At 37.0% G+C, this 24,490-nt stretch carries 22 protein-coding genes and 3 pseudogenes; 15 read left to right on the forward strand and 10 right to left on the reverse strand.

The genetic code is table 11. The annotated features are described in order from the left end of the window. Positions 1–32 precede the first annotated feature (32 nt). The 3 genes and pseudogenes from EEI45_RS08865 to EEI45_RS01745 all read left to right on the forward strand — a co-directional run bounded on the left by EEI45_RS08865 (position 33) and on the right by EEI45_RS01745 (position 2,903). On the forward strand, positions 33–230 hold the full coding sequence (locus tag EEI45_RS08865; protein ID WP_228410444.1) for a hypothetical protein: 198 nt from the start codon (positions 33–35) through the stop codon (positions 228–230). Between the two features lie 107 nt (positions 231–337). Then, positions 338–2,269 carry a methionine--tRNA ligase gene (gene metG, locus EEI45_RS01740; protein ID WP_125163900.1) on the forward strand — a complete coding sequence of 644 codons (1,932 nt, stop codon included), beginning with the start codon at positions 338–340 and terminating at the stop codon, positions 2,267–2,269. A gap of 31 nt (positions 2,270–2,300) precedes the next feature. Next, positions 2,301–2,903: pseudogene (locus EEI45_RS01745) on the forward strand (histidine phosphatase family protein). Positions 2,904–2,957: 54 nt separating this feature from the next. On the opposite strand, the gene EEI45_RS08870 reads toward EEI45_RS01745, so the two are convergent. From EEI45_RS08870 to EEI45_RS01770, 6 genes are all read right to left on the reverse strand, one after another. Beyond that, positions 2,958–3,170: an integrase core domain-containing protein gene (locus EEI45_RS08870; RefSeq protein WP_228410445.1), complete on the reverse strand. Its 213-nt coding sequence runs from the start codon at positions 3,168–3,170 to the stop codon at positions 2,958–2,960. A gap of 43 nt (positions 3,171–3,213) precedes the next feature. After that, the gene (locus tag EEI45_RS08875; protein ID WP_228410446.1) at positions 3,214–3,771 is read right to left on the reverse strand and encodes a hypothetical protein; all 558 of its coding nucleotides are present in this window, start codon (positions 3,769–3,771) and stop codon (positions 3,214–3,216) included. A 46-nt stretch (positions 3,772–3,817) separates the two neighbouring features. Further along, positions 3,818–4,192, reverse strand: coding sequence for a helix-turn-helix domain-containing protein (locus EEI45_RS01755; protein WP_181950053.1), 375 nt, complete (start codon positions 4,190–4,192; stop codon positions 3,818–3,820). 118 nt (positions 4,193–4,310) lie between these two features. Beyond that, positions 4,311–6,305, reverse strand: a complete 1,995-nt coding sequence (locus EEI45_RS01760) for an ABC transporter permease (protein ID WP_125163901.1) — start codon at positions 6,303–6,305, stop codon at positions 4,311–4,313. Continuing rightward, positions 6,289–7,179: an ABC transporter ATP-binding protein gene (locus tag EEI45_RS01765; protein ID WP_125163902.1), complete on the reverse strand. Its 891-nt coding sequence runs from the start codon at positions 7,177–7,179 to the stop codon at positions 6,289–6,291. Before EEI45_RS01765 ends, EEI45_RS01760 begins: the two co-directional genes overlap by 17 nt. Further along, complete coding sequence (locus EEI45_RS01770) at positions 7,163–7,534, reverse strand: GntR family transcriptional regulator (protein WP_125163903.1); 372 nt, start codon at positions 7,532–7,534, stop codon at positions 7,163–7,165. The genes EEI45_RS01765 and EEI45_RS01770 overlap by 17 nt, the downstream gene beginning before the upstream one ends. A gap of 142 nt (positions 7,535–7,676) precedes the next feature. On the opposite strand from EEI45_RS01770, the gene mnmG reads away from it, so the two are divergent. The 12 genes and pseudogenes from mnmG to EEI45_RS01830 all read left to right on the forward strand — a co-directional run bounded on the left by mnmG (position 7,677) and on the right by EEI45_RS01830 (position 20,776). Next, positions 7,677–9,527, forward strand: a complete 1,851-nt coding sequence (mnmG, locus tag EEI45_RS01775; RefSeq protein ID WP_125163904.1) for a tRNA uridine-5-carboxymethylaminomethyl(34) synthesis enzyme MnmG — start codon at positions 7,677–7,679, stop codon at positions 9,525–9,527. Between the two features lie 10 nt (positions 9,528–9,537). Next, complete coding sequence (locus EEI45_RS01780; RefSeq protein ID WP_125163905.1) at positions 9,538–10,497, forward strand: Gfo/Idh/MocA family protein; 960 nt, start codon at positions 9,538–9,540, stop codon at positions 10,495–10,497. Positions 10,498–10,669: 172 nt separating this feature from the next. Then, positions 10,670–13,090: a hypothetical protein gene (locus EEI45_RS01785; protein ID WP_125163906.1), complete on the forward strand. Its 2,421-nt coding sequence runs from the start codon at positions 10,670–10,672 to the stop codon at positions 13,088–13,090. A gap of 177 nt (positions 13,091–13,267) precedes the next feature. Beyond that, positions 13,268–13,984: a 16S rRNA (guanine(527)-N(7))-methyltransferase RsmG gene (gene rsmG / locus EEI45_RS01790; protein ID WP_125163907.1), complete on the forward strand. Its 717-nt coding sequence runs from the start codon at positions 13,268–13,270 to the stop codon at positions 13,982–13,984. Then, on the forward strand, positions 13,977–14,732 hold the full coding sequence (gene noc, locus EEI45_RS01795; RefSeq protein ID WP_125163908.1) for a nucleoid occlusion protein: 756 nt from the start codon (positions 13,977–13,979) through the stop codon (positions 14,730–14,732). The genes rsmG and noc overlap by 8 nt, the downstream gene beginning before the upstream one ends. A gap of 29 nt (positions 14,733–14,761) precedes the next feature. Then, positions 14,762–15,559: a ParA family protein gene (locus EEI45_RS01800; protein ID WP_003774236.1), complete on the forward strand. Its 798-nt coding sequence runs from the start codon at positions 14,762–14,764 to the stop codon at positions 15,557–15,559. Next, positions 15,543–16,412, forward strand: a complete 870-nt coding sequence (locus EEI45_RS01805; protein ID WP_125163909.1) for a ParB/RepB/Spo0J family partition protein — start codon at positions 15,543–15,545, stop codon at positions 16,410–16,412. The genes EEI45_RS01800 and EEI45_RS01805 overlap by 17 nt, the downstream gene beginning before the upstream one ends. Positions 16,413–16,500: 88 nt before the next feature. Beyond that, entirely contained in the window at positions 16,501–17,016 is a 516-nt protein-coding gene (locus tag EEI45_RS01810) for a hypothetical protein (protein WP_125163910.1), read from the forward strand. 79 nt (positions 17,017–17,095) lie between these two features. Beyond that, a pseudogene (locus EEI45_RS10005) lies at positions 17,096–17,982 on the forward strand (nucleoside hydrolase). A 25-nt stretch (positions 17,983–18,007) separates the two neighbouring features. After that, positions 18,008–18,559: an SIR2 family NAD-dependent protein deacylase gene (locus EEI45_RS01820; RefSeq protein ID WP_125163911.1), complete on the forward strand. Its 552-nt coding sequence runs from the start codon at positions 18,008–18,010 to the stop codon at positions 18,557–18,559. Positions 18,560–18,601: 42 nt separating this feature from the next. Next, positions 18,602–19,941, forward strand: a pseudogene (gene mnmE / locus EEI45_RS01825) (tRNA uridine-5-carboxymethylaminomethyl(34) synthesis GTPase MnmE). Positions 19,942–19,990: 49 nt separating this feature from the next. Beyond that, entirely contained in the window at positions 19,991–20,776 is a 786-nt protein-coding gene (locus EEI45_RS01830) for a TatD family hydrolase (RefSeq protein WP_125164900.1), read from the forward strand. A 254-nt stretch (positions 20,777–21,030) separates the two neighbouring features. On the opposite strand, the gene EEI45_RS01835 is transcribed toward EEI45_RS01830, so the two are convergent. Genes EEI45_RS01835 through EEI45_RS01850 form a run of 4 tightly spaced genes read right to left on the reverse strand, consistent with a single transcriptional unit; the run spans position 21,031 to position 24,475 of the window. Further along, a complete protein-coding gene (locus EEI45_RS01835; RefSeq protein ID WP_125163912.1) occupies positions 21,031–21,819 on the reverse strand; it encodes a MetQ/NlpA family ABC transporter substrate-binding protein in 789 nt (262 codons plus the stop codon). Positions 21,820–21,829: 10 nt separating this feature from the next. Beyond that, positions 21,830–22,501 (reverse strand): methionine ABC transporter permease, encoded by a 672-nt coding sequence (locus tag EEI45_RS01840; RefSeq protein ID WP_125163913.1) that lies wholly within the window; start codon positions 22,499–22,501, stop codon positions 21,830–21,832. After that, positions 22,494–23,555 carry a methionine ABC transporter ATP-binding protein gene (locus EEI45_RS01845; RefSeq protein ID WP_125163914.1) on the reverse strand — a complete coding sequence of 354 codons (1,062 nt, stop codon included), beginning with the start codon at positions 23,553–23,555 and terminating at the stop codon, positions 22,494–22,496. The genes EEI45_RS01840 and EEI45_RS01845 overlap by 8 nt, the downstream gene beginning before the upstream one ends. Then, entirely contained in the window at positions 23,552–24,475 is a 924-nt protein-coding gene (locus tag EEI45_RS01850; protein WP_228410559.1) for a M20/M25/M40 family metallo-hydrolase, read from the reverse strand. The genes EEI45_RS01845 and EEI45_RS01850 overlap by 4 nt, the downstream gene beginning before the upstream one ends. Between the last annotated feature and the right edge of the window lie 15 nt (positions 24,476–24,490).

The raw sequence follows: 24,490 nt of genomic DNA on the forward strand, positions 1-24,490 counted from the left end.
GACTGGAAATCTTTAATAAGTATCAAGAAGATGTGTCTAACATTCGGAACGAAAATCCCTCAAAGAATACACCGAATAAAAAACCAATCCTACCAGATGAAAAACCGAATCATCATGCTCTGAATCATGAGGTTCTCCCCCAAACAGGCGTTGGAAATCCAGTTCGATTGATTCCGGGAACGGTACTGTTTGGTTTGGGTGTTATTTTATTATTGAAAAAGAAACATTAGTTTTATATTTAAAAACCTCGTATTGTGAAAAGTACGAGGTTTTGTCTTATTGTAGAGCTTACATAAATAGGCTATAATTAAGGGGAAATTCTAGCGGAGGAAATCAAATGAAAAACAATAAAAATTACTATATAACAACCGCTATTGCTTATACATCAGCAAAACCTCATATTGGTAACATTTATGAGATTGTGCTAGCAGATAGTATTGCACGATTTAAACGTGCTCAAGGTTATAATGTTCGTTTCCAAACAGGAACGGATGAACACGGTCAAAAAATAGAAGATAATGCGAAAGCACATAATATGTTACCGAAAGCATATGTCGATAATATTTCGAGTGTGATTCGCGGTTTATTTGATCTGATGAATGTTCAATATGATTATTTTATTCGAACAACAGACGACTATCATAAAACACAAGTTCAAAAGGTTTTTAAGAAACTCTTTGATCAAGGGGATTTATATAAAGGTAATTATGAAGGATGGTACTGTAAGTCATGCGAATCCTTTTATTCAGATTCACAGGTAGAAGATGAAACATGTCCAGAGTGTGGTGCGAAGGTTGTACGCCAACAAGAATCTTGCTACTTCTTTAAAATGAGTAACTATCAAGATCGCCTTGTACAATACATCAAGGATAATCCATCATTTATTCAACCTGAATCACGAAAAAATGAAATGCTTCAAAACTTCCTTAAAGAAGATCTCTATGATCTTGCGGTTTCACGAACAAGTTTCAAATGGGGAATTCCTGTAGATTTTGATCCTGAACATGTTGTGTATGTTTGGATTGATGCACTGATTAACTATATCACGGGTTTAGGATATGATGTTGATGGGAATAATGGGCCACTTTTTGATGAGTTCTGGCCAGCTGACGTGCATTTAATTGGTAAGGATATTTTACGTTTCCATACAATTTATTGGCCAATTCTATTAATGGCCCTTGATATTGAGTTACCAAAACAAATCTTCGGACACCCATGGTTACTTACTGGCGACAGCAAGATGAGTAAATCAAAAGGGAATGCACTTTATGTTGATGATCTAACATCCGTCTTAGGTGTTGATCCAGTTCGATACATTATGCTTCATGAAATGCCTTTTGAACGTGATGGTCACCTCACATATGAATTGATGATTGAACGTATTAATACAGACCTTGCGAATATTATTGGGAATCTGGTTAACCGTACCATTTCAATGACCAATAAATACTTTGACGGCGTATTGACTGTTAATCATGTGCATGAAGCAATCGATGATGAATTGATTGATGCATGTAAAAATCTTATTCCAAATGTTGAAGCGAAGATGGATACGCTTCATGTAGCGGATGCAATTTCTGAGATTGTTTCCTTATTTAGAAAAGGGAATAAGTATATTGATGATACACAACCTTGGGTTCTTGCGAAAGATGAAACGAAACAAGATCGCCTTCAAACAGTACTTTATAATCTAACGGAAATGATTCGTATTGGTGGTATCGCCCTTGAATCATTTATCCCAGAAACATCCCAACGCATTCTTGCACAATTACAAACAGAACATACAACGTTTGAAAGTGCGAAGGTGTTTGGACTCTTTGAACTTAATAAACCTGTTGTTTCAAAAACAGACATCATCTTTAATCGTTTAGATGTGAAAGAAACACTTGAGTTATTAGAAAAGGAGGTAGAACCTGTGGTAGAAACAAACGTTGTTGAAGAAGAAACAAAAGAAATAACATTTGATCAATTTCAAGATGTAGAACTTCGTACGGGGACAATCGTAAAAGTCGAAAAACATCCTAAAGCAGATAAACTCTATGTCTTACAAGTTGATTTAGGAAGCAAAGAAGTAACTGTAGTAAGCAGCCTTGTAGATTTCTTTACGGAAGAAGAACTCCTCAATCATAAAGTTGTTCTCGTTGCAAACCTCAAACCCGTTAAACTACGCGGTATAATGTCAAATGGTATGATTATTACAGCTGAAGAAGGCGACAAAGTAAGACTTGTAACCGGTGGTGATGTCGCAAACGGAACGCTATTGCGTTAAGATAGGTATTGTATAGAAAAGAGGGTGCTTTATGAAAATTGTATTAGTAAGACATGGTTATACGACTTCTAATGAAGAAGGAACGTATTCAGGGTGGTCTTATGTTCACTTATCGAAACAAGGAATCGAAGACCTAAAACAATATAAATTGGAGTACGCGTATCCACAAACAGAGCGTTATTATACATCTGATTTAACACGTACGATTGATACGTTTGAAATTCTTTACGGTAAAGAGACACCAATCTATGAATCAAGTAAAGAATTACGCGAGATCTATTTTGGTGATTATTAAGATGTACATGGGGATGACGTATCCGAAAATTATTTTGATGGATTCCTTATTAATAAACGCATTGCTCATGGAGAGACGTTAACTGAATTTAGCTACCGAATCATCTCTAAGTTGGAATGCATTCTAAAAGATATGAAAGCAACCAGTGTGGAATCTTCAACAATTGTTTGTCATTCAGGTGTTATTAAAACACTGTTAATTTTCTTAGAAAACAGACCATTCCTAGACTTTAGAGCAATTCATGCACCCAATGGACTGGGATACATACTTGATGTTGATTTCGATGATTCGTTAAATCGCATTATCTTAAAGAGTGTAGAAGCATTACCAAAAAAATAAGAAAGACACGTATCGATATGGAGTTGTCAAACAAAAGTAGACATTAATAAAAGACTAGAAACCCTTATCCATTTTATATTGGATAGGGGTTTTGTAATTTAAACAGTAAGCAGGTCTTTCAAAATTGAAATAATGTACATATTCTTCGATAAAATTTTTAAAGTTATCTACGGACCAGTATTGATAATCACACGCCATTTCTGCTTTAATCCATCCATTTAATGATTTGATAATTGGATTATCTGTAGGTGTTCCAGCTCGCGACATAGATCTAATTATGTTATAATTTTCATACGCTTTAGCGAAAGCTTTAGAGTGGTAGACAGCTCCTTGATCTGTGTGAAGAATCGTGGGAGCTGTTTTTTTTATTATCCTTAAGTAGCGCAAGGAGATCCTCGAGACACTTGTAGTAAGGCTTAGGATCACCAGTTGTACGCGATAATGCAGAACTGATAATTTCATTGTTAAAGGTATCAACCATTAAAGTCCATTCATAATTAATCCCTTTGTTTCGAATATGTGTCATATCTGAAACAATAATTTCTAAAGGTTTGGTTGCCCTCCATTGATTCTTTATAATATTAGGATAAATTCGACTTTGTGTTCCAGGTTTTTTATAGGAATAGTGTTTAACTTTTGATTTAATATTTAAAAACTTGCAACACTTGTGGATTAAATTATCGGAAAATTCAATCCCTAAATCACTTTGCTTTCTCATGACTGCAGCGATATCATGATAACCATAACTTGGAAAACGGCGATGCCAGTCTTTAATCACAAAGCTAAGAATCGCTCTTTTTTGTTCATAAATATTGAGATCATTCTTATGCTTTAACCACTTGTAATAACCAGATCGGTTCAAATTCATAAATCTAAGAATGAACGTAATCGGATGTTTAAAGATAAGTCATGCGCTATTTGGAATTCTTGTCTTTTAAAGTAACGAACTCCTTGTTTACACCAACTCCTTTCACCTGGTACCCTTTTTTTAATCGTGCAATCTCAATATCTCGTTTTAGAATTTCGAGTTGAAGTCGTTCGATCTCAGTTAATGATTTACTCGTATGAAGCGCAGAAAAATGATTTCCTGTCTTTTTCTTGTTTTTTAAACCCTCTTTACCATCACGCATGAATCGATCAATCCAACCATTAATCGTTCCTTTCGGTATTCCTGTTTCTTGTGATAGTTTCGCAGCACTTATATGTTCATCAATATGACGTGTAACGACTTTAATACGATCCTCATAAGTCCATTTATTATTTAATCCACCTTTGGGTCTTCCCATCATTAATACCTCCGTTTTATCTCTGATTTTATTATTACACAAAAAAGTAGACAAGTCTTTTTTACTTGTCTACTTTTAGTTTACTACTCCAATCGATACGTGTCTTTTTTTATGTAGAACTCTATGAATCTTTTTTAACAGAGAGGTAGTATTCAAAATAAATATTAAGATCTGTAACTTCAACATTAACTCGATAAATATCATGAGGTCGATCCGAAATTACAAATGAAGATACTTTGTCTTTAAGTAACTCTAATTCGCTTGAAGAAACAAAATCCGAATCATGATTACTTACACTGTCACTGACATAGATTGATGAAGATGCACTGATTCCTTTCGCGAATACAGAATTCTCATTCTCGGCACGATAAATCATCCCTTCAGTATTGATGTTATCGATTGGTTTTAAGTTGTTTTTGATGTACTCTGTTGTTTTAGGATGACGATTATCGATGTTTAACAGGTAATCGTTCATATAGTCACGATCTTTTAGTTTATAGGCAAGGACAAAGTTTAATGTATCGCCATTGGGTTGTAGTTCAGCATTTTGAAGGTCATCTTTATATGTTTCGATGAGTTCGCTTCGTGAACCTGTAAATCGATATCCCTTGGTTAGGGTATTATTGAAGATATAAATTTGATTGATTTGCTTTTCTTCATTGAAGAGGATGTTTGTATCTTTTAAAGTATCAGGATTTACAACTGCAGGATAGAGTGGTTTTAATAACTCATCCTTTACATTAAAACGGCGCTTAATTTTACTTCCGCTTTTGAGTTTGTACTCGATGTATATGGGCGTATATTCTGAAGTATACTCAAGATTTGAACTTACTAAGCCTTCATTTTCTTTCAATTGGCTAACGATTGAGTAATGGAATGTATTTGTAAGTTGGAGTAATTCGGGTTGTTCACGGGTAATATGAAGATTTTTTTGAAAAAGATAGTTTCCAGCATTTATGAGGAAGTCTTCATCTTCGATTCCCGAAAATTCCCCTTGAGAAGTTATCGTAACCGACTCAATTTTATCAATCTTCGGAATATAATATGTATAACCCAGCCCGTTGGTTACATATAAGATTATACAGAATATCATTAATACCACCGCAAAGATTGTATAGTTCTTCAGGATTCCTGTCATGTTTTTTAGAGAACGATTTTTGATAATGTTTAAAAGCGTAAAAAGTAATAAAGCGATTAAAATGGGCATCACAACCGATCCTACAGTAAGGGTTCGCGTTCCCATGGCAAAGATTGGAAGTAAAAATATCAAAACAATGCCTGTGAAGAGATAGATGATTAAAGGGAAAAACCAATTATTAATAAATGGCGTCTCACTTTTTTCAGATTTACGTGCATCATGAATCACAAGCGACACAGACAGCAGTATAAGTCCAAGAATTAACCAATATGATGCGTAAAGACCCATATCATAAGGTGAATTCGTAGTTCTTAGTCCAAATAGTACGGAAATCGGCGGTGATAGAAAGGCCAATGAATCCATGCGCATCGAGGTATATCCAATTACAAAAGTGGATGCAAACAATTCTAAAGCACCAAAAGCTAAAAATGGCGCAATAAAGATAATCACGGTATAGATTAATGCATCTGAGAGTGTACCCGTGTTCATCAAAACAAACATAACCGGTGTTGTGGTTGCAAAGAAAATTGCGAGTAATTGGAAGTAAGTCTCAATATGATACCATTTTAAAGAAATATTAAATAAGAGATTATTAAGGGCATAGCCTGAAAAATAGGCGATGGTGAACGGCATAAAGATAATAAGAAGGGATGCAACATAGTTTGTAAGAAATAAATCACTCCGTTTTATCGGTAGTGAGTGAAATACATCGACAGATTTCTTACTACTCAAGTAATTGAAGAGAATCATTGGGGTAACGATGGATAAAAATATTGTGATGATGATTGGTACATACACAGAAGCATTTGAGTAATTCTCAAAATTCTGCTGATCTCGAGTTTGGATCCAACGGATTAAAGTGGGTATTGGAAACGAAGTCATTAGAAATATTGTATAGAATAACAGTAAACCTTTATATTTTTTAAAGTTAAACTTTAAATAATCAAAATTGATTCGTGAATTAATCAATGTTTTCATGATTCTTGTTCTCCATTTCATAAATAAATATTTCTTCAAGGGTCACGTCATTATGTTCGACGAGTAAGGGATTCATTGAATTGAGTTCTTTTTCAATTGTTTCACGGTTTCCCTTGATAATAATTGAGAAAATACGTGCTGAACCTGTTATATTTAAAGGATTCATAAAATCAAAGTCCGAACGTTTCATTTCAGATTCAAAAGCTATTTGATAGCGATGATAAATTGATCCAAAATCATTGGTTGATTGATTCATCATGATATTGTTTTCATCGATAATCGCAACTGTATCGCAAATATCTTCAAGTTCTCTTAAGTTATGGGATGAAATAATAACGGTAGCGTTATGATCGATGATCATTTCCCCAAGAAACTGCTTAATTCGAAACCGCATGATCGGATCAAGACCATCGAAAGCTTCATCAAGAAGTAATATTTTTGGTTTTGATGCCAAAGCAAGTAAAAGGGAAACTTGTCGTTTCATTCCTTTTGATAGTGCATTGATTTTTCGATTTTCATCCAAACCAAACAACTCAAGAAGATCTTGGTAGTAATGGTCATCAAACGATTTATAGAATACTTTGTAAAACTGTTGCATGTCTTTAATCGTAGCTTGACTAAAGAAGAAAGGATCATCCCCAACAAAGAATACGTCTTTTTTGGTTTCAGGGTTATCGTAGACGCGTTGATCATTAATTAAAACAACACCAGCATCGGCATGAAGGACCCCACTGATAAGGCGTAATAGTGTCGACTTTCCGGAACCGTTTTTACCAACAAGGCCAATAATTGAACCTTCTTCAAACGTAATATTAATATCTTCGAGAACAATTTTGTTATCAAATTTTTTATTTACATTAGTGAATCGTATCATTATGTGACTCCTTTAATAGATTGAATATCGTTTCTTGTGTTTCTCCGAGTTCAAGTAATTTGTGATAGATCAGGGTGAGTTCTTGATAGGCATCACTAACGAGATTACTGACACCTTTTTCATGCTCGCTTACAAAAGATCCCTTGCCAGGAATTGAGTAAATAAGTCCATTCATTTCACATTCGTGATATGCCTTTGAAACGGTATTGGGATTGACACCGAGATCTTTGGCGAGGGAACGTACGGTTGGAAGTTGTTCATGTGGTTGGAGTATCCCCATTGCGATAAACTTTCCAACTTGTTGAATAATCTGCTCAAATATTGGTGTTGCGTTTCGTGTGTTAATTGTAAACATAGATACCTCCTATCTGTACCACTTACATTAATACAGTATTACATCATGACGTATGTGTCAAGTTTGAATAAATAAGTGAACTTAAATCATTATCAACTCGAATGTTGTATAATTGTGATAAAATACCAACGGAGGCTTTTATATGTATGATGTTATAGTAGTAGGAGGCGGTCATGCCGGTGTTGAAGCAGCAGTTGCTTCAGCCAGAATGGGGCAAAGAACGGCACTCTTTACGTTAAATGTAGATAAAATTGCATCAATGCCTTGCAATCCATCAATTGGTGGACCTGCAAAAGGGATTGTTGTTCGTGAAATTGAAGCACTTGGCGGTGTTATGGGGGAAATTGCGGATAAGACAGCCTTGCAGTTTCGGATATTAAATTCAAGTAAGGGACCGGGTGTTCAATGCTTGCGTGTTCAGTCGGATAAATTAGCGTATTCGCGTGCGATGCGTGATGCTGTTCTTGCGGAACCTGGAATTGAAATTGTTCAAAAAATGGTAGAAGGTGTTGTTGCTAAAAACGGCATTGTCACCGGTGTTCGTTGTAAAGGTGATGAGTTTGTAGCGGCTAAGGCTGTAATTATTACCAGTGGAACGTATATGAGTTCAAAAATTTTACTGTCCTCATCGGTTACCGTAAGTGGACCTGATGGCGATCCCACAACCAATAGCCTATCAGAATCATTACGTGCTTTAGGGTTGAAGACGTTCCGTCTTAAAACAGGAACGCCAGCACGTGTTTATACAGATAGTATTGATTTTAGTAAGACAACCATTCAGCCTGGGGATGATGAGCCGTATTACTTCTCCAATAGTACTCAGAAGGAAGATGTAATTAAGGAACAATATCCTTGTTATTTAACCTATACAAATCCTACAACTCACGATCTAATTGAGGCTAATCTTGAAAAATCAAGCATGTACTCAGGTGTTGTTGAAGGGGTCGGTGCACGTTATTGTCCATCAATCGAAGACAAAATTGTCCGCTTTGCAGATAAAAATCGTCACCAAATCTTTTTAGAACCAGAATCCGCAGAGTTGGATACAACTTATGTTCAAGGGCTGTCTTCATCATTACCAGAAGAGGTTCAAGACGCAATGATTCGAACCGTTCCTGGATTAGAAAACTGTCGCGTTCAACGCTATGGTTATGCTATCGAATATGATGCAATTGATCCAATTCAGTTAAAACCATCACTTGAAATCATGACTGTGGAAAATTTATTTACTGCCGGGCAAATTAACGGGACTTCAGGTTATGAAGAAGCAGCCGGTCAAGGTCTGATGGCAGGGATTAATGCAGCACTTAAAAATCAAGGGAAAGAACCCCTTATTCTTAAACGCGATGAGGCTTATATTGGTGTAATGCTCGATGATCTTGTAACTAAAGGAACATTAGAGCCGTATCGTCTCTTAACCTCACGAGCAGAGTATCGTCTCTTATTGCGTCATGATAATGCATATCGACGATTATCTCACTTTGGTCATGAGATTGGATTGTTAAGTGACGAAGATTATGAGAAAATAGAGTTAGATATTCAAATTATTGATGAATTCATTGAAGCAAGTAAAACCATCAAATTACCGCATAGTCCGGAATTTGAAGCTTATTTTGCTGAAAAGGATTCACCATTTCAAGCACATGATTTAACAATTTACGACGCGGTTAAAAGACCGGGTATTGAATTGTTAGAGGTATTAGAACTGTTGGACATGGAAGTCCGAAAAGACTTAGCATTCCAAATCCAAGTAGAAATCAAGTATGAAGGTTATATTAAGAAAGCCATGAAAGAAGCAGAAAAGCTTCGTTCGATGGAGAATATTAAATTACCGGAAGATATTAACTATGATTCTATTGAAAACTTATCAATTGAGGGGCGTCAAAAACTGACTGCTGTAAGACCGATTACAATGGGTCAAGCATCGCGTATTTCAGGTGTTAATCCAGCAGATATTGCAATTCTTGCTATGGTACTCAAACACAAAGGATAGGGTGGAAAACATGAATATTGGAACAATTGGTACAGGAATTATTGTTGAAGAATTTATTAAGTCATCACAAGATATATCAGGTGTGTCATTTAAAGCGGTTTATTCCCGCACGCAAGGCAGAGCGGATGCTTTAGCGAAGAGTTTTGGGATTACACAAACACACACGACACTTGAGGTCTTATTTTCAGATCCGTTGGTGGATACGATTTATATTGCTTCACCCAACAGTCTTCACTATGAACAAGCATATGCTGCGTTAAAAGCCGGTAAGCATGTCATTGTAGAAAAACCTTTTGTTGAAACAGAGGAACCTGCGCAACGATTGATTCGTTATGCACAAGAGCATCATTTATTCCTCTTTGAAGCAATTTGCAATATTCATTTACCGCACTATCAATTTATCAAATCAAATTTAGAAGTTATTGGTGATATTAAGCTTGTTCAGTGTAATTTCAGTCAATATTCAAGCCGATATGATGCACTCTTAGCAGGTGAAACACCCAATGTCTTCAACCCTCATTTTTCTGGAGGTGCCTTAGCGGATATCAATATATATAATATTCATTTTGTTGTTGGGATTTTTGGAATGCCCGATGAAGTAAAATATTATGCAAATAAACATTCTAATGGTATTGATACTTCTGGTGTTCTAATTATGAAATATCCGACCATGACCGTAGAGTGTGTTGGTGCTAAGGATAGTTTTTCTCAAAACTTTGGACAAATCCAAGGGGAAAAGGGCTATATTTATATTCCTGAAAGTGTCAGCAGCATTGAGTCTGTAAGTATTGTAACGAAAGATTCAAAAGAGATGATTAACATTCAAGATCTTCCAAGGCTTGCATATCAAGTAGAAGTATTTGAGCGTGCGATTCGAACACAGGATTTTGAACTTCGTGATCTGTATTTAGAACAAACACTGAGTGTGGTTCGAATTGCAGAAAAGGCCCGTAAAACAGCTAATAATTAAAGCCAACCCAGTAGGGTTGGCTTTTCTTTTATCAAATCTCAACCGCACCACTTTTACTTTTATGATTTCTTATTGAGTAGACAACACTTTGTTGTAAATCGAAAGACCTCTTTACAATCCAAGGATGTATATGTAAAAATTTAAAACGCTATTAAATGTGGAGGGGGATTTAATGATACGAAAAATTGGTATATTTGTAATGTTTATTTTACTTTTTGGTATTTTTCGAACAGAACATGTTTCTGCGGAAGTAGGTTTTGATTTTCAAAATCTAAATCAAGGAACTGATGTAATGCTACGCGGTCTTTGTCATCGCGCTAATACCTGTGTATCAGGTTCTAAAACTTACACAATTAATTGGTTCGGGATGGAGAGCGGTGATCAGCCCATCTCCTTAACAATGCAAGAGGAGTATAATGATGATACCTCCATTGAAATTGGTAAGATTACAAATCTTACAAAAGATATAAAGTCAATTACGATTGATAATCTAGTCCTTCAAGATGCATTCAACTTTAATGCTGATGGAGGCAATCTTTATCATAAAGTTTATGGCTTTAAAATTGATAAAGAAACGCCAGATGCTCTTGAATATAGAGTGATTCAGAATCAAAATATCATTAATATTGTGCGAATTAAAAATCAAACAATTAAATTCTCGGTGGTCCGGGATGGACCCATCAATGGTGTGCGATCGCTTCCTTTTGTCTTAACAAAAAATGGTGAGCAATCGAAAAGTCATCGCACTACATTTTACACACGTTCTTCAAGTCAACATTATTCGTTTATTACAACCAAGTATGACGATAAGAATCGACCTTATACATTTGATATTATTACCGATGGTGATGATAGGGTAAAAATTGAAAAAAAGGTAATCAATGAAAACGAATTTGAATTTCGTATTCGTCAAGATATTACGAAAGAAATTCCTTTAAAAGGCCATAATACAAGTGGTCTTACGGGAGAAGTCGTTTTTATTACTGATAACCAAAAAGAATTAACAGGTATTGTTAAAGACGGGAATGTGGTATTTGAGAATATTAGACATGAAGACTTGAATACATTTACTCGAATGAAACGATACAATTTGAATGATGCAAGCGTAGAACTTAATATCAGAGAAGATCGGTTAAAAGAAATTTCTGAAATTGCAGTCGAGCGATTCATTGACAAAACATTTAATGTGGAGTGGGGACCTAATATATTGGCCTATACAGGAGCCAAGGAAACAGATACGATTGATATTCACCTCTTTGAAGGAAATCAAGCCCCCGATTTCAAAAAAGCCGTCGCCTTTAATCAGTCGGAAGTAACCTTCAAGGTAAATCCTCGTAAAGAAACGACATTCTCCGTTGATGATGGGTTTGTAAGTGTCGCAAATGATTTGAAAATTTATATCGATCGTGTGATTCAGCCGCTTCAGATTGACATTCAGAAGGCATATAAGCCGAAAAAAGATGACGATTTGGATATCCAAGTAGAAATATTAAGTCCGCCTCGTGCAACAGGCAAAATTGATTTGAACGAACTGTTGGGTGTGGATGGATTTATCATTCATGAAACTCCGAAGCCTTCAATAGAACCTGATCGTGAGGTCATGCTATCGGTAGACGGTTTTTTTATTCACGATACTCTCGATGAACCTAAAAATCGTTTACGACCCGATCCGGTATTTCTTGATGGATATGGTATCGAAGACGTTCAAAATCACGAATACATCAGTGGAATGGAAGCCATTATGCAGAAGGAAAGGATGAAGCAAAAATATTTAGAAGATGTTTTAGAGCAAGATCGGAAAAATCGCATTGCTTACGAACTCAGTACGAAGGAATATGAGGCACACCTCAACCCCATAATTTTAGAGAATCATTTTGATGGATTTCCAATTGAACTACAAGAAACAGCCTTACACGAAAATCTTAATCCAATAATAGAAGTTGGAGTGTTTAATGATAATCAGCAGATTTTTAGTATGGTAGATGTTGAAGGAGAACCTATAAAAGGGGATATCCTTCCACCTTATTTAGAAGGAGAGGAAGTTCCTGAACATGCATTCGACCACACTGAAAGGGATGCGGCATCGAACTTTTTGAGTATCATTGCAACAAAAAAACGTGTGGAATTGGAGCGAATTTTACTTCAAGATATTGAAAATCGGAAACAGCACGAACGTGAAACAAATAATATATTAGACGCATTGCTACGTAGGCAACCAGACAGTCCCAACGTGATTGAACCACTTGAATATTATGCAATAATTATGTCAAATCCAATTATCCAACAAAAAGACGGCGTTTCAAAAATAACAACAGAACAACAATCATCAAATTTGGTGAGAGATAAAAGTATAAAAACCACACATACTCCAAAAGAAAAGACCGAAGAGAGTCATGCAATCAAAAGTCATTACAGTACCATTAAACAAAAGTTTGATGAGAAAACGATTGCCCGGGTAATAAACAAGGACACAGATGGCGTTCTTCCTAAGACCGGAAAACAAAAACACAGTAATAAATGGGGAATAATCCTGATATTAATGGGAGTTTGTGTATTATTACCGAAAAGGCATAAAAATAGAATTGTTAATTAGCACATAAAAGGCAGTATATACTGTCTTTTATGCATTTTAGACCAAATATTTGTCACGATGATTTGTTGTGGAAATCTTATAAATACGCTATAATTACAACGTAGTTTCGATTCTAATCATAAGAATCAAATATGATAAAAATGTGTTAATAAAAGATGCATTGCAATTGGAGGCTTCATGAATTTTTTAGAATTTATTAGTAAAATTGGAGCGTTGGGAATTGTTGTTTCAGAAGAGATGAAACAACAATTTTTATCGTACAAGAATCTTATTCAAGAAGTGAATAAAGTCTTAAATTTAACCGGTATCGATGATGATGAAGGCATATTTTTAAAGCATTTCTACGATTCATTACTTATTTCACCATTAATAAAAGAAAACAGTCGGATTGCTGATATAGGAAGTGGTGCAGGTTTTCCAGGAATTGTTCTTGCCATTGCCCGTCCGGATATCACGGTGACCTGTATTGAACCCACAACAAAACGAACAAATTTTTTAGAACGTGTTGTACTTGAATGTGGATTAAAAAATACAACTGTAATTAATGGTCGAGCAGAAGATGTTATCGGAGAACTTCGTGAATCATTTGATGTTGCGACGGCTCGGGCTGTTGCATATCTTGATATTCTAAGTGAGTTATGTCTGCCTTTCGTGAAGGTAGGCGGTGTATTTTTAGCGATGAAAGGATCTAAAGGAATTGAGGAGTATGAAGACTCCCTCAAAGCGATTAAAATCCTTGGTGGCGAACTTACGCAGACACATAAATTCAGTGATGATATCATGGGTGACCGCTATAATTTAGAGATTACAAAAGTGAAGTCCGCTTCGAAGAAGTATCCAAGAAGTTATGCTAAAATTAAAAAGACACCACTGTCTGGGAGGAATCATGATTGATCGTAGAGAAATAGCTATTGAAAAAATTAAACCTAACCGTAATCAGCCTCGGCTAACTTTTAATGATGAGAGTTTGTTGGAATTAGGACAATCGATTAGTGAAAATGGCCTTCTTCAACCGATTGTTGTTCGTGAAGTTGACGAGACAGATGAATATGAAATTATTGCCGGAGAACGTCGATATCGAGCAATGCGAATGTTTGGATTTACTGAAGTACCATGCATCATTAGTAATATTGATGATGATAAAAGTGCGACATTAGCGCTTATCGAGAACATCCAACGCGAAGATTTAAGTGTTTTGGAAGAAGCGAAAGCGTATCGCGATATTTTGCGAATTCAAAAAATTACTCAAAAGGAACTTGCAACAAAAGTAGGAAAATCGCAATCCGCAATCGCGAATAAAATCCGTTTGCTTGAATTGCCAGAACCCGTACTCGAAGCCCTTGGCGAACGTAAAATTACGGAGCGTCATGCGCGCGCGTTATTAAGCGTTGAAAAGGAAAAAACGGAAGAAGTTTTAGACGAAATCCTTAATAAAAAGTTGAACGTTAAAGAGACCGAAACCCTCATTAACAAACCACGAAAGAAAAAAGCTGTAACACGTGGTATTTCTCAACACATCAAGATTGGAATCAATACAATCAAACAATCGATTGGTATGATCGAAAAAACAGGAATTACCGTAAAACATGATATGGAAGAAACGAATGATGAGGTCGTCATCACGATACGCTTCCCTAAATAACTTAAGAAGATAACAAAGGATGTGAGTCAATGGGGAAAATAATTGCTGTAGCGAATCAAAAAGGTGGCGTTGGTAAAACAACGACAAGTATTAATTTATCTGCTGGTTTAGCCTACTTAGGCCAAAAAGTTCTATTAGTAGACCTTGACCCCCAAGGAAATGCATCTCAAGGTGTAGGTGCAAATAGAATGGCCATCAAAGACAGTACCTATGATTTAATTCTTTCTGAAAAAGAAGTAAGTGACATTAAGATGTCTCTAAACACGCCTCCAATGGATTTAATTCCCGCAACAATTGACCTTGCGGGTGCAGATCTCGAAATGGTAGAGTTTAAGATTGGTCGCGAACGTCTTTTAAAGAATAAATTAATAAAAGCAAAGGATGACTATGATTACATCATCATCGATTGTCCGCCATCATTAGGTTTGTTAAATACGAATGCTCTAACAGCTGCAGATTCGGTTATTATACCGGTCCAATGTGAGTATTATGCACTTGAAGGATTAACGCAATTGTTATCCACAATTCGACTGGTGCAAAAGCTGTTTAATCCAGATTTAAAAATAGAAGGCGTTTTACTTACGATGTTTGATGTCCGTACTCGTTTGAGTGTTGAGGTTCAACAAGAAGTTCGTAAATATTTTAAAGAACGTGTCTATAAGAGTAATATCCCTAGAAATGTTAAGTTGTCAGAAGCTCCTTCTCGTGGAAACTCAATCTTCGAATATGATTTAAAATCGGAAGGCGCTAAAGCATACGCATCTCTAGCGAAAGAAGTCTTATCATATAATAAGAAACGGAGTGACTCGAATGGCAGAGAAAGATAGTAATCGTTTAGGTCGTGGACTGGGGGCAATTTTTGGTGATGATGTGTCTTCAGTCCTTGAGGATATTCAACAAGGTAATAATGATGAGTTTACAGGCGTTAAGACAAGCCTTAAAGTCAAAGATATTCGTACAAACCCATACCAACCACGTCGTCATTTTGACGAGGATAAATTAGAAGAATTATCGCAATCAATTTCAACTCATGGTTTGTTTACCCCGATATTAGTTCGTGAAACCAATAAAGGTTACGAACTTGTCGCAGGAGAGCGTCGTTTACGTGCTACAAAACGTGCGAAAATAGAAGAAATTGCTGCAATTGTTGTCGATTTTGATGACTCACAAATGATGGAAATTGCGATTATTGAAAACGTTCAGCGTGAAGATTTAAATGTAATTGAAGAAGCGATGGGTTACAGTTCTTTAATTGATCGTTTAGGTCTAACTCAAGAAGAAGTTGCTAAACGTGTAAGTAAATCCCGCAGCCATATTACAAACTTGTTGCGTCTGCTTAGACTTCCAAAATCTGTACAAGAGATGGTGAGCGATAATAAATTAACAATGGGTCATGTACGTCCACTTGTTACAATTGAAGATCCAAAAGAAATTGAACGCATTGCGGAAGAAATTTTAAGTAATAAGTTGTCTGTTCGTGAAGCAGAACGTCTCATTAATAAAGAAGATGTTAAACCTGTTGAACCGAAAATCCGTAATAAAGATTATGATTATGCTCAATCATTATTTGAACGACGTCTACAAACGCGCGTTAATATCGCAAATAATAAAGTAACAATATCGTTTGATGATGATGAAGATTTAAATCGTATTTTAGAATTGCTTGATATCATCGAGTAAGGACGCTGACGCGTCCTTTTTCTATCTTTCATTGTAATTTCTCATATCGATAAAATGATAATGATATCGTAACATTAGAGGTGAAACTATGAAACAAGAACGACAAAAGGTGTTGGATCAGTCTAATCGGAAGAACCAACGTCTACTGAAAATCGCAGTCGTATTATTTTTAATTGTTCTGGGACTTCTAGTCTATCAAAAGTCACAAGTTAACGATCATACTAATCAAGATGATTCACTTGTTCAAAATATATCGATTCCAGTCAATGCATTGGGTGATGTCTTGAATGAAAATGCAGATGCATTTTACCAAAATCTTGTAAAATCTGAGACCATTCGTTCCTATCATCTAAATCCAATTGATCTGTGTGAGAGCGATAATCAAAAGATTCAATCTCAAATTTATGTGGTAAACATTGAAAAAGAAAATCATGAAACCAAGGAAAAAGAATACAAACCGGAGTACTTATTATCCGGAGCGGTAGAAATTGTGTATGATAATAATGAGGTAAAGGGATACAGACGATGGATTGAGCGCTCTGAAACAATTGAAGGGATTCATGAATTCGTTAAAGCACGTCAATTAACGTGCTCTATTCCGTAATCAAGGGAAAAGAGGGGAAGTTATGAAAGTTATTTTAGATGTGGATACTTGGATTGATGATACCTTTTCAATTGCCTATATGTGTGCGCAAAAGGATGTATCGTTAATTGGTATTACTACAGTTTATGGAAATATTGATGTTGATCAAGCGACACAAAATACGTTGGACTTACTCTACTATTTTAAGTGCGAAACAATTCCCGTATATCGTGGGTGTACGCATGCGCGAAGTGAGGAGGTTTATGAACATCTAGCCGGAGGCATTAAGTTTCATGGCAAGAATGGAATTGGGAATGCTGTCTTATCACCATCTCCAATACTTGAAAATTCAATCCATGCGGTTGATTTTTAATTGAGTCAGCTAAGAAGTATGGAAAAGATCTTGTAATCATATCATCGGGACCACTTACAAACTTGGCGAGAGCCATTGAACGAAATCCTAAGGCGATGGCAGGAATTAATAATCTTGTTTTAATGGGTGGTGCATTGAGTGTTCCTGGAAATGTCAGCAAGTTTGCGGAAGCAAATGTTGCACAAGATGACTTAAGCAGCAAGATTGTCTTGGGAAGTTCAATCCCAATAACGATGATTGGTTTGGATGTTACGACCCGTGCAATTATTACCCATGAAGACATCAACCATTGGACAACATCGGCGCCCGAACTTTATCAAATTATTCAATATTATTTGGACGCTTATAAAGATGCATATCCAACGTGGGGGGGATGTGCCTTGCATGACCCTCTCGCTGTTTTTGCGGCACTTCATCCTGAATTTGTAACCGGCCCGACTGTAAACGTCGAAGTTCTGACAGACCCTGAACAAAAAGGACGAACGATTTTGGATACGCATGCGTATCAGGTTGGGAAAACACCAAATGTTAAGGTTGCACTCGATGTGGATATTGAACATTTTAAGAAATCTTTATTGGGGGATATCGATTCACTACTTGATTCAATATCGTGATACAATAATTTAAAGGAGTGGTTTGATGATTTTAGCATTCACAGGTGCAGGAATTAGTAAAGCATCCGGAATTAATACGTTTATGGAACAACCTGAGATTCGAGATCGTTTGCATCGTAGCTTTGCGACACAAAATCCGAAAGCATATTGCGAAACAATTTCAGAAATGTATTATATGATTCAAAAAGCGGAACCCAATGATGCTCATTTTGCATTGGCGGAATACAAGATTCCTATTATCACGATGAACATTGATGGCTTACATGAGAAAGCAGGAAGTACACCAATTGCGTTACACGGGACCATGCCCAATGAAAGTGAACTTGCATATGCAGATCAACTTTTTAATAAACCCGTCTTATATGGCGATCCGGCACCTAATTATCGACGTGCGTATGAAAAAGTTGATGCTTTACGAGAAGATGATATCTTTCTTGTGATTGGTGCGTCACGTTTTACCGCAGTCGCAACTGATTTGCGTGAAATTGCATATGCAAATGGAGCGGAAATCATTGAAATTCAGGAAAACGCTGTTGAGCAAGTTCGCGAGACACTTGAATCCCTAAAACACGATTAAAAAAGAGAATTCATTGCGCATTCTCTTTTTTTTACCTATAATATGCGTATGATAACAGATACAATAGTAGCAATTATAACGGCACTGCAAGAAAGTGCCATCAATGTTTAAGAATAAGTGGAGTCGATGCCATAGAAACCGTGAATCAGATATTCTCTCGGGATCTTGAACAAGTCGATTCACACACCGCTCATTACGGTCATATTATTGACCCTGTGAACAAACAAGTTGTTGATGAGGTACTCGTCAGTGTTTTTAGAGCGCCTCGAACTTATACACGAGAAGATGTTGTTGAAATAAGCTGTCACGGTGGTGTTTTAGTGACCAAAAAAATATTAAGTCTTTGTCTGTCTGTAGGCGCACGGATGGCAGAACCAGGCGAATACACCCAACGTGCATTCCTTAATGGACGTATTGATCTTTCGCAAGCAGAATCAGTTATGGAATTGATTCAAGCTCCAAATGAGTTTGCGCAAGAACTTGCAATTTCTGGGGTCCAAGGAAATGTACGTAAATTAATTGAGCCATTACTTGAACGTTTAATCCAAATGATTGCCAATATTGAAGTAAATATCGACTATCCTGAGTATGATGATGTGGAGGTCTTAACAGAAGCGGTAATTCTCCCGGATGCAAAAGAATTTCTAAAAGATCTTGGAAAAATTCTAAAAGAATCGCAAAGTGGTCGTATCATGAAAGAAGGGGTCAAAACGGTTATCCTTGGAAAGCCCAATGTTGGTAAATCAAGTATTCTTAATGTCCTTCTTGAAGAAGATAAGGCAATCGTTACGGAAATAGCCGGAACAACACGCGATCTGGTCGAAGGTTGGATTCGGTTGGAGAATGTAGCTCTTCATTTAATTGATACAGCAGGCTTACGTGATACCGGTGACCGCATTGAACAAATCGGAATTGAAAAAAGTCGAAAAGCGCTTGAAACTGCCGAACTTGTCATTGTTGTTTTTGATGCATCGCAACCCAGAGATCAAGAAGATCTTGAGTTATTAGAAGCAACTAAGCACAAAGAACGCATTATTGTATACAACAAAAAAGATCTTGTAGAGCGAGCTCCCGATGGTCTATACGTCAGTGCTTTAGAGGCAGATGTTCATGAACTCGTTGATGAAATCAATAAGCGGTATGTCGAACATACGAAAGCCTTATCGAAACCCACACTGTCAAATGAACGTCATATTGCGCAGGTACAAAAGAGTTATCTCGCAATGCAGCGTGCTATTGAGGCGTTGGAATTTGGAATGGAGCTCGATTTAGTAACGATTGATTTAAATGAGTCGTATGTAGAACTTGCTTCAATTATTAAACCGAAGAAGGACATTAATGTGCTTGATGAAATTTTTGCGCGTTTCTGTCTGGGTAAATAAATTTTGGCTCCTTACGGAGCCTTTCGTATCATAAGTTAGGAGTATGAAAATGGAATATGGTTGGATTGATTCGCATGCCCACATTGCCTCCGAAGGATTGGTTGAATCTTTTGAAGCATTGGTCATGAATGCGAAGGCCGAAGGTATTGATAAAATATGCATTATCTGCGGATCGGTAAAGGAAATTGAAGATGCACTTGAAAAAACAAAAACAACTCCTGAGATGTTTGATTTAGCGATTGGAATTCATCCTTGTGATGTGAAGGATTCAAAAGAAGAAGAACTTGAAAAGATGATGACCTACATCAATCATCCCCAAGTTGTTTGTGTGGGTGAGATTGGCTTGGATTATTATTGGGATGATTCAAACAGAGAAGAACAAAAAGAAATCTTTAAAAGACAAATTGCGATTGCGAATGAGTCGGGTAAGCCTATTGCGATTCATGTTCGGAATGGGGAACTAAATGCTATGGATGATGTCATTGCTATTCTTAAAACACATCCTGCAGCAGCATCCGGAATTGTACACTGTTACAGTGATACAGTTGAGAATGCCCAACATCTTTTTGATATGGGATTTTATATCGGTGTTGGTGGTATTCTCACCTTTAAAAACGGTCAAAATGTTCGTGATGTTTTAAATATCGCGCCAATAGATCGCATATTAACTGAAACAGATTCGCCTTATTTGGCACCAGTACCGAAACGTGGAAAACGCAATGAGCCGGCTTTTGTTCGTTATACTGGCGAGAAAATAGGGGAACTGAAGGATTTGACACCACAAGAAGTTCGAAAACAAATTCATCAAAACTATAAGCAGCTCTTTAAGCGATAAAAAGGAATTTCACCAAAAAACACCGATGGCGCTAACACTAAATAAAACACGATTGTGTAAATATTTCGTTAAACGTCATCGGTGTTTTTTGGTGTCTAAAAAAATGAAGCGCAAAACAAAACAAAAAAGGATACGTTCATGGGAATCATGTCGAACGCATCCATAATCTTGGGTATCGTAGTACTATCAGATATAAATGTCTTTTTGATTTGGTATCAACTTAATTAGTACGCGCATCTGAGACTTACTTCCCTTTAGAATACAGGGACTGAAGCACCACTTGTTTCTTCAATAATTAACGCCTTCACAGCATCTGTTTTATACAGTTCCACAATACGTTTTAAATCATCGCGATCCTTATCTTCTGTACGAATTGCAATGAGGTTTACATAGTCTGCATTCTCTTCGGTTAGGGTTTCTAGTTTTAAAGCATCGCGATTCGGCGTAAATCCTGCATCAACCGCAATTCCAGAGTTAATTGCTGCAAGGGGAACTTCTGCGAGCGCTCCAGGAAGGTTTGATGCTTCTAATTCAAAAATATCAAAATTATGTGGATTTTCAATGATATCTTTTTTATCAGGAAGTTTCGCATCGTTTAATTTTAAGAGACCGTGTGTTTGAAGTAATTGTAATGCACGTGCCCCATTTGTTCGATCACTTGGAATGGCAATTTTATCACCCTCTTTTAATTCTGAAAGGTCGCTAATCGAACGAGAGTAAAGACCAAGTGGTGAGTAGAATGTATCCGCAACCGCTGTGAGTTCATAGCCGTTTTGTTGGCTCTCATCTTCTAAGTAAATGTGGTGTTGGAATGCATTCATATCAATTTCTTTAGAATTTAGAGCTGCATTGGGTTGAGGATAGTCTGAGAAATAAACCAGTTCGATGTTGATGCCTTCCTGAGCGGCTTGCTCCACAACATAATTCCAACTCTTTGTTTGGTCGCCACCATGAAGTCCGATACGTACGACATTTGATTTAGGTTTGGAACCACAACCAAAAAGTGTTAATAATGTAACAAATAAGATTAGTATTTTTTTCATAAGTTTCTCCTTAATGTGATGTTTTCTTTATAATGAAATTACCGACTGATTGAATTACTGATACAAAAATAAGAATTACAAGAACTGCTACAATCGAAATGGCAGTATTATATTTATTATGACCATAGCGGATGACGTAATCCCCCAATCCCCCTCCACCAACAACACCACCCAGTGTTGTAAGTCCGAGAAGACTGATGAGTGTGATGGTTGTAGAGCGAACAAGAGAAGGGATGCTTTCCCTTAAATAAACCCGTATAACAATTTGTAAGGTTGAAAGACCCATGGATTGCGCGGCTTCAATGAGACCGCGGTCGATTTCAGATAAACTTAAATCGACTTGTCGAACGAAGAAAGGTGTGCATCCGACGACTAGGGGAAAGATGGTACCTTCAACACCGATCGCGGTGTTGGAAACAATTTTTGTGATTGGAATCAGTGCCGTGAGTAAGATTACAAATGGAATCGAGCGAAAGATATTTACAAAAGTATCAAGAACACTATAGATCAACCGATTGGGTTTTAAACCGTCCTCGCGCGTTAATACAAGAATGACACCAAAGAAAAGACCCACAAGGATGGAATAGATTCCTGCTTTGGTAAGCATGTATAAGGTTTGTTTAATGCTTTCGATAAATTCAGGCCAATACTGAATAAGATTTGGGACAAGATTGTTAATCATTTTCGATAACCTCCACATTGATGTTGCGACTTCGTAGATTTTCTAATGCTCCCAATTTACGGTATCCAGATAAAATAACGAGCATGGTACCCACAATTTCATTTTGAACGATTTCGACATTGGCATGTATGATGCTTGCACTAACATTGAACTGCTGTGATATCTCTGAAATCACGGATTCACGTGTATTTGAACCAATAAAGTCAATGCGTACAAGACTTTGGTCCGCTTTTAAATCTAAAATTTCTGGATTTGTTTTAAAGAGTTCAATGGTTTCAAGCGTATTTGTAGTTGTATCCACAAAATCTTTGGTAATTTGTGCAGAAGGATTCGCAAAGATATCTTTGACCGTATTAACCTCTTTTACTTCCCCATCTTCCATGACCGCAACACGATCACAAATATCTTTCATAACATCCATCTCATGAGTAATAATTACGATCGTAATTCCTAAAGTGTTATTTACTTTCTTTAAAAGTTTTAAAATCGTTTTTGTCGTTTGTGGATCCAATGCGCTGGTTGCTTCATCACAGAGTAGAATATCGGGATCATTAGCGAGCGCACGGGCAATCCCTACCCGTTGTTTTTGACCCCCTGATAGCTGGCTGGGATATGCGTTTGCTTTGTCTTGGAGACCTACAAGTTCTAGGAGGCCTGTTACTTTTTGATTTAAAACTGCTTTTGAAAGTTTTTGGTCTTTAAGGGGAAAGGCAATGTTTTGGAACACTGTTCGCGATCGCATAAGATTAAATTGTTGGAAGATCATACCAATTTTTTTGCGGTGCTTACGTAATTGTTGGTTTTGGAGATGTCTTGTTTTAGCATTCGCCTTTGTCAGATTGGGATTAAGAAGCGTACCATTTACAATGACGTCTCCAGAGGTTGGGTGTTCAAGTAGGTTAATGCAACGTACAAGCGTACTCTTGCCGGCACCACTAAATCCAATAACGCCAAAGATTTCACCTTTACCCACTTCAAGAGAGACGTTTTTAAGTGCATGAACCGTTCGATCGTTTGTTTGGAATGTTTTGTTGATGTTTTGTAGTTTAATCATGATTGATTCGAAATCCTTTCTTGGGGTTCGTTTTTTATTGCCTGTAAGAGATCAGGACTTAAAATTAAATCAAGCGCTGTCAGTGCGAGCAGTTGTGCTCCAAGTTGAATGGATTCAAGTCCCTGAGGGCTACACGCTGCTGCTTTAAATTCAGGACTGTGACCAGCGATAAAAGTATCGGATATGTTTATGGTTGGCTGAATTGTAGGAACAACATAGCTTACGTTCCCAACGTCACTGGATCCAAATGTGGAACCATCGCGACTTACAACATGATGACCGTAATCTTGAAGGTGTTTAAGGTAGAGGTTATCAAATGAAGGGGTAATAATTGTATCATCGACAGCATTTTGGAATAAGCCAAATTCATACTCATATCCAGTCGATAACGCTGCCCCTTTTACAATATTTTCAAAGCGAGTATAAACATCGCGAAGTGTGGAGCGGGTATTTGCTCCGAGGTAAAAGCGTCCTTTCGCATATTCAGGAACTATATTAGGCGCGACACCACCATCGGTAATAATACCGTGGATCATGACATCTTTAGGTAGGTGTTGACGCATTGCGTTACTTGCATTGAAAACTTGAATAAGCGCTTCAAGAGCATTAATTCCTAATTCAGGCGCTGCAGCCGCATGACTGGGTTTTCCAAAAAACGCAACATCTACGGGGTCATTTGCGAGGGTTTCAACCGTGAGGCTGTGTAAGTGACCGGGATGGACGCAAAGTGCTGCATCCACATCATCAAAGTAATGATCTCGGACAAAGCTTGCCTTGGCGCTTCCATTGGTTCCGCCTTCTTCTCCAGGTGTACCGTAAATACGAATTTCACCACCGACCTCATCAATGAGTGATTTAAGGGCAGTTGCGGCAAGGATTGATGTAACACCGAAGAGATTATGCCCACAGGCATGTCCAATACCGGGTAATGCGTC

Origin of the sequence: Erysipelothrix piscisicarius (assembly GCF_003931795.1) — a bacterium.
GTDB lineage: Bacteria > Bacillota_I > Bacilli_A > Erysipelotrichales > Erysipelotrichaceae > Erysipelothrix > Erysipelothrix piscisicarius.

What these genes read in the sequence shown, in the direction of transcription:
- metG (WP_125163900.1), top strand. Translation starts at nt 338, where the DNA reads ATGAAAAACAATAAAAATTACTATATAACAACCGCTATTGCTTATACA.
- EEI45_RS08870 (WP_228410445.1), bottom strand. Translation starts at nt 3,170, where the DNA reads ATGTCGCGAGCTGGAACACCTACAGATAATCCAATTATCAAATCATTA.
- EEI45_RS08875 (WP_228410446.1), bottom strand. Translation starts at nt 3,771, where the DNA reads ATGAATTTGAACCGATCTGGTTATTACAAGTGGTTAAAGCATAAGAAT.
- EEI45_RS01755 (WP_181950053.1), bottom strand. Translation starts at nt 4,192, where the DNA reads ATGATGGGAAGACCCAAAGGTGGATTAAATAATAAATGGACTTATGAG.
- EEI45_RS01760 (WP_125163901.1), bottom strand. Translation starts at nt 6,305, where the DNA reads ATGAAAACATTGATTAATTCACGAATCAATTTTGATTATTTAAAGTTT.
- EEI45_RS01765 (WP_125163902.1), bottom strand. Translation starts at nt 7,179, where the DNA reads ATGATACGATTCACTAATGTAAATAAAAAATTTGATAACAAAATTGTT.
- EEI45_RS01770 (WP_125163903.1), bottom strand. Translation starts at nt 7,534, where the DNA reads ATGTTTACAATTAACACACGAAACGCAACACCAATATTTGAGCAGATT.
- mnmG (WP_125163904.1), top strand. Translation starts at nt 7,677, where the DNA reads ATGTATGATGTTATAGTAGTAGGAGGCGGTCATGCCGGTGTTGAAGCA.
- EEI45_RS01780 (WP_125163905.1), top strand. Translation starts at nt 9,538, where the DNA reads ATGAATATTGGAACAATTGGTACAGGAATTATTGTTGAAGAATTTATT.
- EEI45_RS01785 (WP_125163906.1), top strand. Translation starts at nt 10,670, where the DNA reads ATGATACGAAAAATTGGTATATTTGTAATGTTTATTTTACTTTTTGGT.
- rsmG (WP_125163907.1), top strand. Translation starts at nt 13,268, where the DNA reads ATGAATTTTTTAGAATTTATTAGTAAAATTGGAGCGTTGGGAATTGTT.
- noc (WP_125163908.1), top strand. Translation starts at nt 13,977, where the DNA reads ATGATTGATCGTAGAGAAATAGCTATTGAAAAAATTAAACCTAACCGT.
- EEI45_RS01800 (WP_003774236.1), top strand. Translation starts at nt 14,762, where the DNA reads ATGGGGAAAATAATTGCTGTAGCGAATCAAAAAGGTGGCGTTGGTAAA.
- EEI45_RS01805 (WP_125163909.1), top strand. Translation starts at nt 15,543, where the DNA reads ATGGCAGAGAAAGATAGTAATCGTTTAGGTCGTGGACTGGGGGCAATT.
- EEI45_RS01810 (WP_125163910.1), top strand. Translation starts at nt 16,501, where the DNA reads ATGAAACAAGAACGACAAAAGGTGTTGGATCAGTCTAATCGGAAGAAC.
- EEI45_RS01820 (WP_125163911.1), top strand. Translation starts at nt 18,008, where the DNA reads ATGATTTTAGCATTCACAGGTGCAGGAATTAGTAAAGCATCCGGAATT.
- EEI45_RS01830 (WP_125164900.1), top strand. Translation starts at nt 19,991, where the DNA reads ATGGAATATGGTTGGATTGATTCGCATGCCCACATTGCCTCCGAAGGA.
- EEI45_RS01835 (WP_125163912.1), bottom strand. Translation starts at nt 21,819, where the DNA reads ATGAAAAAAATACTAATCTTATTTGTTACATTATTAACACTTTTTGGT.
- EEI45_RS01840 (WP_125163913.1), bottom strand. Translation starts at nt 22,501, where the DNA reads ATGATTAACAATCTTGTCCCAAATCTTATTCAGTATTGGCCTGAATTT.
- EEI45_RS01845 (WP_125163914.1), bottom strand. Translation starts at nt 23,555, where the DNA reads ATGATTAAACTACAAAACATCAACAAAACATTCCAAACAAACGATCGA.